The organism is Vibrio cincinnatiensis DSM 19608 (genome assembly GCF_900167345.1).
Classification (GTDB): domain Bacteria; phylum Pseudomonadota; class Gammaproteobacteria; order Enterobacterales; family Vibrionaceae; genus Vibrio; species Vibrio cincinnatiensis.
On sequence record NZ_FUXB01000011.1, the window covers coordinates 25,079 to 37,966 of the forward strand.

The window sequence follows — 12,888 nt, forward strand, 5'->3', positions numbered from 1 at the left end:
AACCCTAGGATTTCGGCCCACAGAGAGCTCAGTAGTTTAGCTTGACTCTCGAATGCGCTCAATACTAGCGCCCAAAGCGGAAAGCTTATCTTCGATACGTTCATAACCACGATCGATATGGTAAATACGATCCACAATGGTTTCACCTTTAGCAATACAACCTGCAATGACTAAACTGGCCGAAGCGCGTAAGTCGGTTGCCATCACTTGTGCTCCACTGAGTGATTCTACATCACCACAAATCACTGTATTGCCTTCAATTTCAGCTTTTGCACCCATACGCATTAACTCAGGCACGTGCATAAAACGATTCTCAAAGATAGTTTCCGTGATCACACCACCACCTTTGGCAATCATATTCAATAAGGTAAATTGTGCCTGCATATCGGTTGGAAAGCCTGGGTGAGGGGCAGTGCGAATCGAAACGGCTTTAAGCTCTCGCCCTGTCATATCGAGGCTTATCCAATCCTCACCCGTTTCGATCAACGCTCCCGCTTCTTCCAGTTTGGCCAGTACTGATTCAAGTAAACTGGCTTTGGTATTACGACAAACCACTTTGCCATGAGAAACGGCCGCGGCAACTAAGAAGGTCCCCGTTTCAATACGATCAGCAACGACAGCATGACGCCCACCCGCTAAACGTTCAACACCCTCAATGGTAATGGTGTCGGTTCCGGCACCTGAAATCTTCGCCCCTAACGTATTAAGAAACGCAGCCGTATCGACAATTTCAGGTTCACGCGCAGCATTATCTAAAATGGTTTTGCCTTCCGCTAAGGTCGCTGCACACATAATAGTGATGGTCGCCCCAACGCTAACTTTATCCATGACGATATGCGCACCTTTTAAACGCCCATCCACTTGCGCTTTGACATAACCATCTTCAAGAGTAATGGAGGCACCCAATTGCTCTAAACCATGGATATGCAAATCAACCGGACGAGCGCCAATCGCACAGCCGCCAGGTAAAGAAACTTGCCCTTGGCCGAAACGCGCAACCAGCGGACCTAATGCCCAAATAGAAGCGCGCATTGTTTTCACTAAATCATAAGGTGCACAGTATTGATCAATTTGGCTAGCATCGACATGAACGGAACCATTACGTTCTACTTTTGCGCCTAAACGCTTAAGCAATTCCATCGTCGTATTAATATCGCGTAGATGAGGTACATTAGCCACTTCAACGGGTTCTTCCGCCAAAATAGACGCAAATAAAATAGGCAGTGCAGCGTTTTTTGCACCAGAAATAGTCACTTCACCTTGAAGGGGGGAATCTGACCCAATAACTCGAAACTTTTCCATTAAAAAAACCTTACAGCGACATCAACTTCTTATTGCGGGCCCACTCTTGCGGAGTGAACGTTTTGATTGAAACAGCATGGATGTCATTACGCTGGATATATTCCATCAGAGGCGCATAGATCATCTGTTGTTTCTTCACTCGGCTCATATTTTCGAAGCTTTCATCAATAGCGATGACTTCATAGTGGCTCCCTTCACCTTTTACGTGAAGCTCTTGAAGGTTGAGTGCTTGTTCTAATATTTGTTGTACTTGTGCGCTATCCACAATTCACTCCGGCTGGTGAGTAATATGTTGAGCCATCATGGTTTCAATATTGCTCAACTGAAATAATGTGCGCAATTGTTGAGGCACAAAGCTCAGCATTATATGACAATTTTGTCTTTTTGCATGCTCTATTAAATGAATTAACATCACCATGCCCGCCGAGTCAATGCGTTCTACGTCGGCTAAAGAAACATCACATTGAGGAGCACTGGCTCGCCATGATTGAATCACAGGCCACAATTGAGGGACGGTATCTCGGTCTAACGCTCCACGTAATATAACGGATTCAGCGCTAATAACCTGCCACTGAGGATGACTCATTAGTGATTGCTCTCAAAACGAATGGGTTGATCTGCCAGAGATTGCAGCTCTTTTGCAACGGCTAAAATCCCCTCTTGGCGAATTTTGCCACTCCATTCAGACTGCTTGCTTGACAATAAACTAATGCCCTCAGCAATCATATCAAAGGCTTTCCAATCACCTTCTCTTTCTTTACGTAATTTAAATTCCAAGTTGATGTTAGGACGAGGGGAATCAATAATTTCCACCTTTATGCTGGCAATTCGACGATCATCAGGGAGAGGAACTTCTGGCCCAAAAACAATTTCTTGATCCGTATACTGCGTGAGCACTTGTGCATAACTGGTCACTAAATAGGCTCGAAAAGCCTGAATAAAGGTTCCCACATCTTCTCGTTTTGCCCCTTTAAGATGAGGGCCTAGTAACTTTAATGCTGCATATTGCTCATTGATATAAGGCATCAGTTCATCTTCAACGATCACTTTCAAATGCTCCGGATTATCACGGATGATCCCTTGATCCGCTTTGAGACGATCAAAGGAAATCTGGGCCACTTCTTTCATCATCAAATACGGATTTGTTTTATCTATTTCAACTTGTGCCGTAGTGAACCAAGACCAAAAAAGAGTCATCACTAGTATCATCGAACGTTTCAACATGGTTACTCTCCATCTTTACTGTTACTGGTTCCACCACCAACACTGTACAAGACTTGACCAATCAAATCTTCCAAGACTAAAGCTGACTTCGTATCCTCGATACGATCCCCATCTTTGAGCATCTGCTCATCGTCAAACACAAATCCGGGCATAAACCCGATATATTGCTCACCAATCAATCCTGACGTTAGGATTTGAAGGCTCGATGTCTCAGGAAATTGATTGTAGCGACTATCAATCGCTAAAGTGACTTGAGGTAATAGCCGATGTTGATCTAAATTGATCGCAACCACTCTTCCCACAACCACACCTCCGACTTTCACTGGAGATCGCACTTTCAAGTTACCAATATTGTCAAATTCTGCGGTGAGTGAATAAGTATCGTTGGCTCCGAGTCCTTTCACGTCAGCGACTTGAAAAATCATCACCAGAATTGCGCAAATTCCTGCTAGCACAAAACTGCCTACCCAAAATTCTAGTTTACGAGTTTGTTGCATGTTTAATTCCCAAACATCAATGCGGTCAGTACAAAATCCAGCGCTAATACTGCCAGAGAAGAATGCACCACGGTACGCGTGGTTGCTCGACTAATGCCTTCCGAAGTCGGAATGGCATCATAGCCATTAAAAAGTGCAATCCAAGTGACAGTAATGGCAAACACCACACACTTGATCAAGCTGTTACCGATATCTGAACCCAATTCAACAGAAGACTGCATGGTTGACCAGAAGCTACCATGATCAATTCCCTTCCATTCCACTCCCACTAACTGGCCGCCCCAAATGCCGACCGCCATAAAAATCATGGCCAGAAGAGGCATTGAAATAAGACCAGCCCAAAGACGAGGAGCAATAATGCGTTTTAAGGGATCAACCGCCATCATCTCTAAACTTGAAATTTGTTCTGTTGCTTTCATTAAACCAATTTCAGCCGTCAATGCCGATCCCGCTCGCCCCGCAAATAATAATGCGGTCACAACCGGGCCTAATTCACGCAATAGTGATAAAGCCACCATCTGACCAAGGCTAGTTTCAGCCCCATAATCAACTAAAATCACATACCCTTGCAGACTTAACACCATGCCAATAAAGAGGCCTGAGACCACAATAATCGCTAAAGATTGAACACCTACACTGTATAGCTGCTTAATCAACAAAGGTAAATGTTGAATGGGCCTTGGCCGAGCGGCTATTGCACCAACGAGCATTAGACTTGCTCGCCCCAAAGACTCACTCACGCCCAGACAACGCCGCCCAAAATGGGTAACCCACTGTTTTCCACTATTCAACATCAAATAGATCCTTTTCTATCGATTGAGCCGGAAAACGGAAAGGGACCGGACCATCGGCTTGACCACATAAAAATTGTTGAACCCGAGGATCACGGTTCTGCTCCAATGCTTGTGGCGTGCCCGAGGCGATCACTTTGCCATCGGCCAATAAATATACCCAATCCGCAATACTCATCACTTCTGGTACATCATGGGAAACCACCACAGAAGTCACCCCCAAAGCCTGATTAAGATTGCGAATGAGTTCGACCAAAACGCCCATGGTGATCGGGTCTTGCCCCACAAAGGGTTCGTCGTACATGATTAGCTCGGGATCAAGTGCTATCGCACGAGCTAAAGCGGCTCGACGAGCCATCCCTCCCGACAATTCACTTGGCATTAGATGCGCAGCTCCTCGCAACCCAACCGCTTCTAATTTCAGCATGACTAAGGTTTTAATCAACGATTCATTCAGTTGTGTGTGCTCGCGCAGAGGGAAGGCCACGTTATCAAAGACATTGAGATCGGTAAAAAGCGCCCCCGACTGGAAAAGCATGCTCATTTTTTTACGCGATTGATATAACTGACGCCGACTTAAGCGAGGAATGTTTTGACCATCAAACCAAATCTCACCTTGCTCGGGTAATAATTGCCCACCAATCAGGCGCAGCAAGGTCGTTTTACCGATCCCTGAAGGGCCCATGATAGCGGTGATTTTCCCTTTTGGCATACACAAACTAATGTCATCAAAAATGACTCGGTTTGAACGAGAAAACGTCAGGTTATTAATAGTGACTAGATTGGTTTCAGGCATATTCACCATTCGCTATTGTCGATTTCCATCTAGGAGATGAGCAATCATAAGCAGATTAATCCCAAATTAAAAGCACTGTTCAATTGCTTAGCCTCGGATCGCCGCTGATACCATGAGGCCCCAACCTCAAAGTCAACCGAGGCTGGCTCCCCTCAGCCTCTTTCTATGCTCCCAACCGCTACTTAGAAATTCCGTAACAAAGTGTAAGATAAGGTTTAAGGTATTGAATTTTCGTCATCACACAAAAAGGATGCATGAAAATGAGACAATAAATGCTATCTTCGACTTCCCTTTTAGTGATCAACACGTCAAAATTAGCGGTTACTTATTCTGTTTTTTCATCAAACTAGGAATTGTCATGCTCGAATCGGTTGCCTTACTCATAGTTGGCCTCATTTTACTGGTATGGAGCGCCGATAAACTGGTTTTTGGTGCCGCTGCAATAGCAAGAAACATCGGTATTTCACCTTTAGTGATAGGGATGACCATTCTAGCAATGGGTTCTTCTGCGCCAGAAATGATGGTCTCGGCAACAGCAGCCTTAAGCGGAAAGACGGATACGGCTGTCGGTAACGTATTGGGTTCGAATATAGCTAATATCGCCTTGATCTTAGGCATTACAGCATTGATTAAGCCTTTGTCTATCAGCTCAACCGTATTGCGTCGTGAGCTTCCTTTGATGATCATCGTAACGCTGATTGCTGGCGTATTACTGTGGAACAACCACCTCGGTTTTTATGAAGGGACGTTACTGTTCGTATTATTTGTGATTTTTTTGCTTGCGATGCTACGAATCAGTCGTAAAGAACAACAAAAAGGCGATATTTTATTAACCGAAAGGGAATCTGAAATTCCTCAAGATGTTAGCAATAAAAAAGCGGTGATGTGGGTCGTCTTCGGATTAATTCTTCTTCCTTTTGCCGCTAATATGCTAGTGAATAACTCGGTCATTATAGCGAAATACTTCGGCATGAGTGACTTGGTGATCGGGTTAACCATTATTGCCGTGGGAACCAGCCTTCCTGAACTCGCCGCCTCCTTAGCGGGCGTCTTAAAGGGAGAAGATGATATGGCGGTCGGTAATATCATCGGTTCCAATGTCTTCAATATTTTAGCCGTGATGGGGCTACCTGGAATATTGAACCCCTCCATGCTCAGCGAAAATGCCATGGGCCGGGATTTTTGGGTCATGCTAGGCGTCTCATTACTGTTGGTTGTCATGGCCTTGGGTAAATCTCGTAGTATTAATCGCCTAGAAGGTGCCATCTTGTTTATCGTGTTCCTCGGTTATCAAGGGTATTTACTGATGAATATGGCCGCTTAATTATTTTTAGGAGTTAAAGATGTTTGATAACTTTGACTATCGAGGTGCAGCTCAGCAAGTACTGGCTACCGAGATCGCCGGATTACAACAATTAGACCAGTATTTTAATGATAACTTCTGCCAAGCGTGCCAAATGATATTGGCCAATCAAACGGGTAAAGTTGTCGTGATGGGGATTGGTAAATCGGGGCATATCGGAAAAAAAATTGCGGCCACATTAGCGAGTACTGGAACCTCTGCTTTTTTTGTTCATCCTGGTGAAGCCTCACACGGTGATTTAGGAATGATTGATGCGGGAGATATCGTTTTAGCTATCTCTAACTCAGGCGAATCATCTGAAATTCTAGCGCTATTTCCTGTGCTTAAACGGTTAAATAATCGCATCATCAGTATGACGGGCAACCCACAATCCAATATGGCTAAATGGGCAGATCTTCACCTGCAAATCACGGTACCCAAAGAAGCATGCCCTCTTGGCTTGGCTCCCACAACCAGCACCACCGCGACGCTAGTCATGGGGGATGCTTTGGCGGTCGCCTTACTCCAAGCCAGAGGATTCACTGCTGAAGATTTTGCCCTCTCACACCCCGGTGGTGCACTCGGGCGCAAACTACTGTTAAAACTCTCTGACATCATGCACCAAAGAGACGAGTTGCCCAAAGTGTCACCTACAACCTTAATCCGCGACGCTCTGCTTGAAATCAGCCAAAAAGGGCTCGGTATGACCGCCGTGGTTGATGAACATGATCACTTGCTGGGAATTTTTACCGATGGTGATTTACGCCGAATTTTAGATAAACGGGTTGATATCCACACAGCGTCGATTCAAGAAGTCATGACACAGCACCCGATTGTCGCCTCTCCTCACCTTCTTGCTGTCGAGGGATTAAATCTAATGCAAGAGAAACGTATTAGCGGCTTAATGTTGGTGGATAACCAAAAGTTAGTCGGTGCGTTGAATATGCATGACTTGCTAAAAGCAGGAGTGATGTAATGTCCCAACAGGTAAACACACTTTACGGCCCAGTTGAAACCTCAATTCTGGATATAGCACAACAGATCCAGTTATTAATCTGTGATGTCGATGGAGTGTTTTCTGACGGCCTTATCTATATGGGCAATCAAGGGGAAGAGTTAAAGACCTTTCACACTCGTGATGGGTATGGGGTAAAGTCACTGATGAACGCAGGTATCCAGGTAGCCATCATTACAGGCAGACAATCGAAAATTGTCGAGAATCGAATGAAAGCGTTGGGTATTTCACTGATTTATCAAGGCCAAGATGACAAACTGAGCGCTTATTACGATATTTGTCAAAAACTGGCGATACAACCTGAGTATACAGGGTATATTGGTGACGATTTAATTGATTGGCCCGTGATGGAAAAGGTAGCACTCAAAGTCTGTGTCGCCGATGGGCACCCTTTGTTAGCTCAGCGAGCCAACTATGTCACCCAAATAAAAGGGGGCCATGGGGCAGTGCGAGAAGTGTGTGATTTAATTTTACAAGCACGCAATGAACTGGATCTTCATAAAGGCCTGAGTATATGAGTTTGTCTCGTATTCTTTATCTCTGCCTTTTCTTCGTTGCAGTTTGGTCAGGCTACTATCTATTGGACAAAAACCAAAGTACGGCAATTCAAGTCGCCCCTAACTTTGAGCTTCCCATGTTCAGTGGCCAGTCACTTGATAATGTCTCTTACAATCAACAAGGTGTTCGTAGCTATGTAATCACCTCACAACATCTTGATTATTATGCAAACAGTGGTAGCACCACTTTTGAATATCCGGTACTTAAAGTATTTCGTGATGGCACAAACCAAGAATGGGAGTTAACGGCTAAACGTGGAATTCTAACGAAAGATCAAGTTTTAATCCTTTATGATGAAGTGGTAGCCAATAATCTGCTACCCGATTCGGGGTTTGATCAACTCACCACAACAAAGTTGAATATTCAACTCCATAGCCGTGACTTTTGGGCCGACAGCCAAGTTGAACTGGTTGGCCCACAATTTAAAACTCAAGGACAAGCGATGACAGGAAACTTTTCCAATCATTCAGCGGTTCTGTATAACCATGTACAAGGCAGATATGAAACTCTCACACCTTAGTCTTATTGCTTGTCTGTTCACTTCTGGGGCGGCATTTGCGCTCTCAACAGATACTCAACAACCTGTCTACATCGACTCTGATAGCCAACAATTGGATATGAGAAGCAATCGTGTCACCTTCATTGGTGATGTCAAATTAAAGCAAGGTAGCATTAATATTAATGCCGATAAGCTGATTGTGCAGCGTAATCAACAAAGTGGGAAAATAGAAAAGATAGAAGGTTATGGGAATCTCACCACCTTCTCTCAGTTGACGGATGAAGGAAAAACCTTGTACGGTGAAGCCAAACAACTTCACTATATAATGGCAGATGATGAATTGATCATGATAGGTCAAGCCATGCTATCCCAAGATGATAGCCAAATTCGAGGTAATGAAATTCGTTATAAGATTTCCTCTCAAAAGTTGATCGCAGACAGTCAAGGCGGCGGGCGCGTATCCACCGTTCTTCAACCTCAAGCCGCACAGCAAGAATAATTATGGCCATACTTAAAGCAGAACATTTAGCCAAAAGCTATAAAAAACGCAAAGTCGTCTCTGACGTAAGTTTACAAGTCGAATCGGGACAAATCGTCGGTTTACTTGGGCCCAACGGCGCAGGTAAAACAACCTCCTTCTATATGATTGTTGGTTTAGTGGCGAGAGATGAAGGCACCATCAGCATTGATGATAAAGACATCAGTATTCTGCCCATGCACAGCCGTTCACGAATGGGGATAGGCTATCTGCCGCAAGAAGCCTCTATTTTTCGTAAATTATCGGTTGAAGATAATATTATGGCCGTCCTACAAACTCGTGATGAAATGACTCGTGAGGAGCGGCAAGATAAACTCGAAGACCTTCTTGAAGAATTCCATATTCAGCATATTCGTCACAGTGCAGGGATGGCACTGTCTGGCGGAGAGCGTCGCCGGGTCGAAATCGCTCGAGCATTAGCCGCCAATCCACAGTTTATTTTGCTAGATGAACCGTTTGCTGGTGTTGACCCTATCTCGGTCATTGATATTAAGAAAATCATTGAACACTTACGTGATAGAGGGTTAGGGGTATTGATTACAGACCACAATGTTCGAGAAACATTAGACGTGTGTGAAAAAGCCTACATTGTTAGCCAAGGCCGTCTGATTGCCGAAGGCACACCTCATGATGTTCTGAATAATGAACAAGTAAAACAGGTTTATCTTGGTGAACAATTCCGTCTATGATTAAAATTAAAGTAACTCATCAATTATCGTTCGCTTAACAGCAAAGCGATAAATGGAGGAATCCTGAAAACTGTCCCACCCATGCGTGGCCACAGAAAACCGAATGATCACTTCAGTACGATAAATGTTAGACAAGGTATCACTAAAACAAGGTAGTTAATACTGAATGAAACCCTCATTACAGCTTAAGCTTGGTCAACAGTTAGCGATGACTCCTCAGTTGCAGCAGGCGATACGCTTACTGCAACTGTCTACATTAGATCTTCAACAAGAAATTCAAGAAGCATTAGAGTCAAACCCTCTACTGGATGTTGAAGAATCCACTGACGAGTTACCAACACTAGACAATGCATCATCTCGCAATGAGGATTCCGAGGTCAGTGCTGATATCAGTGAACCTGAGCCTCAAGATAGCTCATCGTTGATTGAAAAATCAGAGATCAGCGCAGAGTTGGAGATCGACACCACTTGGGAAGATATCTACAGTGCCAATACGGGGAGTACAGGCATTGCACTGGATGAAGATATGCCTGTATACCAAGGTGAGACCACACAAACACTGCAAGACTACCTATTGTGGCAACTTGACTTAACCCCATTTAGTGACACAGATCGGAGTATCGCCTATGCGATCATTGATGCCATTGATGACTATGGCTATCTCACAACAACACTTGAAGATCTACTCGATAACTTTAACCGTGAAGAGGTCGAGTTGGATGAAGTCGAAGCAGTAAGAAAACGTATTCAACAATTTGATCCCCTTGGTGTGGCTTCACTTAACTTACAAGACTGCTTATTGCTCCAGTTAGCCACCTATCCAGAAAATACGCCTTGGCTGAATGAAGCCAAAATGCTGCTCAGAGACTACATTGATTTACTTGGCAACCGTGATTTTAAACAAATAGTCAAAGAGAGTAAGCTGAAAGAAGAAGATCTCCGTGAAATACTGCAGCTTATTCAAGAACTTGATCCAAGACCTGGCAGTAGAATCTCTCAAGAACATGCCGAATATGTCGTCCCCGATGTTTCCGTTTATAAAGAACGTGGGAAATGGCAAGTCAGTATTAATCCGGATAGTGTTCCTCGGTTAAAAATCAACCAACAATACGCCAGCCTTGCTCGTGGCAATAATGCCGACAGCAACTACATTCGTTCTAATTTGCAAGAGGCAAAGTGGCTAATTAAGAGTTTAGAAAGTCGAAACGAGACTTTGCTCAAAGTTGCCAAGTGCATAGTTGAACATCAACACGATTTCTTCGAATATGGTGAAGAAGCCATGAAACCGATGGTCCTTAATGACGTCGCACAGGCGGTAGAAATGCATGAATCCACCATCTCTCGAGTCACGACTCAGAAGTACATGCATACCCCTCGTGGCATCTTTGAATTGAAGTACTTTTTCTCAAGCCATGTCAGTACCGATAATGGGGGAGAATGTTCATCGACCGCAATTCGCGCTTTAATCAAAAAACTGGTGGCAGCGGAAAATCCGGCAAAACCATTAAGTGATAGTAAAATTGCGGCTCTACTCGCTGATCAAGGGATTCAAGTAGCAAGACGGACGATTGCTAAATACCGAGAATCATTGGCTATTGCGCCATCCAGTCAGCGGAAACGCCTGCTATAAGGCCTAACAGAGAAGGAAAGTCTATGCAAATCAATATCCAAGGCCATAACATTGATCTTACCGATTCAATGCAAGACTATGTTCATTCGAAATTTCAAAAGCTTGAACGCTTTTTCGACCATATAAATACCACTCATGTGATTTTACGTGTTGAAAAATTGCGCCAGATCGCCGAAGCTACGCTCCACGTTAATCAAGGAGAGATCCACGCCACTGCGGACGACGATAATATGTACGCAGCAATAGATGGCCTAGTGGATAAACTCACTCGTCAACTCAACAAGCATAAAGAAAAGCTAAGTAGCCACTAACATGCAATTAAGCGAAGTACTTTCATTGGACTGTACGAAAAGTGCAGTCCAATGTTCTAGCAAAAAACGCGCGCTGGAAATTATCAGTGAAATCGCAGCCCAACATACCGGGCAAAATCCCACTGAACTGTTTGAATGTATGCTCAGCCGAGAAAAAATGGGCAGCACGGGCATAGGGAATGGCATTGCAATTCCTCATGCACGCATGACATCCAGTGACCACGCCGTTGCGGTATTGGTACAATGTGAAGAGCCGATTGAATTTGACTCCATTGATAACCGCCCTGTCGATCTTCTCTTTGCCTTGCTGGTTCCTGAAGAGCAGTGTAAAGAACACTTAAAAACCTTATCTTGCATGGCAGAACGCCTCAATGATAAGCAAACCCTTAAACAACTGCGTAGCGCACAAAGCGATCAAGAGTTGTACGACATTATGGTTAACCCACCTCAATAGGTCTTCCGATGCGTTTAATTGTTGTCAGTGGTCAGTCCGGCGCTGGTAAAAGTGTCGCCTTACGAGTCTTAGAAGACTTGGGCTACTATTGTGTGGATAACTTACCCGTAAGCCTACTGGAAGCGTTCATTCAGTCCGTACAAGGCAGTAAACAGAATGTCGCGGTCAGTATCGACATCCGAAACCTGCCAAAAGAACCCAGTTTGGTTGAAGATGTACTGGCGCAGCTTAAACAGAATAACGACGTCAGTGTGTTATTTTTAGATGCCAGTAAAGAAACCTTACTCAAACGCTACAGTGAAACTCGCCGTATCCATCCGCTCTCTTTAAATGAAGATAAACCCACGCTTGCCCAAGCCATTGAACGTGAAAAACGTTTATTGGAACCCTTAAAAGAACAAGCTGACTTACTGCTAGATAGCAGCCACCAATCACTGCATGAACTGAGTGAAACGGTGCGGATGCGTGTTGAAGGACGAGAGCGTAAAGATCTCGTCATGGTGTTTCAGTCATTCGGATTTAAATATGGCTTACCTAGCGATGCTGATTATGTCTTCGATGTTCGTTTTCTCCCCAACCCTCATTGGGAACCGGATCTACGTCCATTAACTGGATTGGATGCGCCAATTAAATCTTTCCTAGAAAGTCATAGCGAAGTGATGGAACTTAAACAACAGATCCAAAAGTTCATCGAATACTGGCTACCGATGCTGGAAAAAAACAATCGCAGTTACTTAACCATTGCGATTGGCTGCACAGGGGGAAAACATCGCTCTGTCTATCTGACTCAACAAATTGGTGAATACTTTTCGCAATTGGGTCATCAAGTACAAATTCGCCATCACTCATTAGAAAAAGAACACTCATAAGGTTCGATATGCCACAACAAGCTAGCCGTACGGTATTCATTCAAAATCGATTAGGCCTACATGCTCGGGCAGCCGTCAAGCTCGTTGAACTTGCCCAATCCTTTGATGCAGTGATCACCATCCAAAGCCAAGAGGGTAAACAAGCCACCGCCGATAGTGTAATGGGATTACTGATGCTCGATTCAGCCCAAGGCCAAATGATCACTATTTTAGCAAAAGGCTCTCAAGCCGATCTTGCACTTGATGCCGTTTGCCATTTGATTGAAGCTAAATTTGATGAAGATGAATAACTCATTTCTATCAAAATCACGCCTATAAGGCGAAACAGAATGGCGATGATAGAAAAATTAAATGGGCTCTGCCTTCAGGGCGC

At 44.2% G+C, this 12,888-nt stretch carries 18 protein-coding genes; 11 read left to right on the forward strand and 7 right to left on the reverse strand.

Annotation, left to right across the window (positions count from 1 at the left end; all coding sequences use genetic code 11):
• Positions 1-36 precede the first annotated feature (36 nt).
• From murA to mlaF, 7 genes are read right to left on the reverse strand one after another with little or no spacing between them, the layout of a single operon-like run.
• On the reverse strand, positions 37-1,302 hold the full coding sequence (gene murA, locus B5D54_RS11160) for a UDP-N-acetylglucosamine 1-carboxyvinyltransferase (protein WP_078926629.1): 1,266 nt from the start codon (positions 1,300-1,302) through the stop codon (positions 37-39).
• A gap of 10 nt (positions 1,303-1,312) precedes the next feature.
• On the reverse strand, positions 1,313-1,567 hold the full coding sequence (ibaG, locus tag B5D54_RS11165; RefSeq protein WP_078926630.1) for a BolA family iron metabolism protein IbaG: 255 nt from the start codon (positions 1,565-1,567) through the stop codon (positions 1,313-1,315).
• A gap of 3 nt (positions 1,568-1,570) precedes the next feature.
• Entirely contained in the window at positions 1,571-1,888 is a 318-nt protein-coding gene (locus tag B5D54_RS11170) for an STAS domain-containing protein (protein WP_078926631.1), read from the reverse strand.
• Positions 1,888-2,526 (reverse strand): MlaC/ttg2D family ABC transporter substrate-binding protein, encoded by a 639-nt coding sequence (locus B5D54_RS11175; protein ID WP_078926632.1) that lies wholly within the window; start codon positions 2,524-2,526, stop codon positions 1,888-1,890. Before B5D54_RS11175 ends, B5D54_RS11170 begins: the two co-directional genes overlap by 1 nt.
• Positions 2,527-2,528: 2 nt before the next feature.
• Positions 2,529-3,023: an outer membrane lipid asymmetry maintenance protein MlaD gene (mlaD, locus tag B5D54_RS11180; protein ID WP_078926633.1), complete on the reverse strand. Its 495-nt coding sequence runs from the start codon at positions 3,021-3,023 to the stop codon at positions 2,529-2,531.
• 2 nt (positions 3,024-3,025) lie between these two features.
• Entirely contained in the window at positions 3,026-3,817 is a 792-nt protein-coding gene (gene mlaE, locus B5D54_RS11185; protein WP_078926634.1) for a lipid asymmetry maintenance ABC transporter permease subunit MlaE, read from the reverse strand.
• Positions 3,807-4,610 (reverse strand): phospholipid ABC transporter ATP-binding protein MlaF, encoded by an 804-nt coding sequence (gene mlaF / locus B5D54_RS11190; protein WP_078926739.1) that lies wholly within the window; start codon positions 4,608-4,610, stop codon positions 3,807-3,809. Before mlaF ends, mlaE begins: the two co-directional genes overlap by 11 nt.
• A 358-nt stretch (positions 4,611-4,968) precedes the next feature.
• Between mlaF and B5D54_RS11195 the strand changes: the two genes are divergently transcribed.
• From B5D54_RS11195 to B5D54_RS11245, 11 genes are all read left to right on the forward strand, one after another.
• Positions 4,969-5,934: a calcium/sodium antiporter gene (locus B5D54_RS11195; RefSeq protein ID WP_078926635.1), complete on the forward strand. Its 966-nt coding sequence runs from the start codon at positions 4,969-4,971 to the stop codon at positions 5,932-5,934.
• Positions 5,935-5,953: 19 nt separating this feature from the next.
• Positions 5,954-6,928, forward strand: a complete 975-nt coding sequence (kdsD, locus tag B5D54_RS11200; protein ID WP_078926636.1) for an arabinose-5-phosphate isomerase KdsD — start codon at positions 5,954-5,956, stop codon at positions 6,926-6,928.
• Positions 6,928-7,485 (forward strand): 3-deoxy-manno-octulosonate-8-phosphatase KdsC, encoded by a 558-nt coding sequence (gene kdsC / locus B5D54_RS11205; RefSeq protein WP_078926637.1) that lies wholly within the window; start codon positions 6,928-6,930, stop codon positions 7,483-7,485. The genes kdsD and kdsC overlap by 1 nt, the downstream gene beginning before the upstream one ends.
• Positions 7,482-8,045, forward strand: coding sequence for an LPS export ABC transporter periplasmic protein LptC (lptC, locus tag B5D54_RS11210; protein WP_078926638.1), 564 nt, complete (start codon positions 7,482-7,484; stop codon positions 8,043-8,045). Before kdsC ends, lptC begins: the two co-directional genes overlap by 4 nt.
• Complete coding sequence (gene lptA / locus B5D54_RS11215) at positions 8,026-8,523, forward strand: lipopolysaccharide transport periplasmic protein LptA (RefSeq protein ID WP_078926639.1); 498 nt, start codon at positions 8,026-8,028, stop codon at positions 8,521-8,523. Before lptC ends, lptA begins: the two co-directional genes overlap by 20 nt.
• A gap of 2 nt (positions 8,524-8,525) precedes the next feature.
• Positions 8,526-9,251 carry an LPS export ABC transporter ATP-binding protein gene (gene lptB, locus B5D54_RS11220; RefSeq protein WP_078926640.1) on the forward strand — a complete coding sequence of 242 codons (726 nt, stop codon included), beginning with the start codon at positions 8,526-8,528 and terminating at the stop codon, positions 9,249-9,251.
• 166 nt (positions 9,252-9,417) lie between these two features.
• The gene (locus B5D54_RS11225) at positions 9,418-10,881 is read left to right on the forward strand and encodes an RNA polymerase factor sigma-54 (protein WP_078926641.1); all 1,464 of its coding nucleotides are present in this window, start codon (positions 9,418-9,420) and stop codon (positions 10,879-10,881) included.
• Positions 10,882-10,904: 23 nt separating this feature from the next.
• Positions 10,905-11,192, forward strand: coding sequence for a ribosome hibernation promoting factor (gene hpf, locus B5D54_RS11230; protein WP_078926642.1), 288 nt, complete (start codon positions 10,905-10,907; stop codon positions 11,190-11,192).
• 1 nt (position 11,193) lies between these two features.
• On the forward strand, positions 11,194-11,646 hold the full coding sequence (gene ptsN / locus B5D54_RS11235; RefSeq protein WP_078926643.1) for a PTS IIA-like nitrogen regulatory protein PtsN: 453 nt from the start codon (positions 11,194-11,196) through the stop codon (positions 11,644-11,646).
• 8 nt (positions 11,647-11,654) lie between these two features.
• Positions 11,655-12,515: an RNase adapter RapZ gene (gene rapZ, locus B5D54_RS11240; RefSeq protein ID WP_078926644.1), complete on the forward strand. Its 861-nt coding sequence runs from the start codon at positions 11,655-11,657 to the stop codon at positions 12,513-12,515.
• Between the two features lie 8 nt (positions 12,516-12,523).
• The gene (locus B5D54_RS11245; RefSeq protein ID WP_078926645.1) at positions 12,524-12,805 is read left to right on the forward strand and encodes an HPr family phosphocarrier protein; all 282 of its coding nucleotides are present in this window, start codon (positions 12,524-12,526) and stop codon (positions 12,803-12,805) included.
• Positions 12,806-12,888 lie beyond the last annotated feature (83 nt).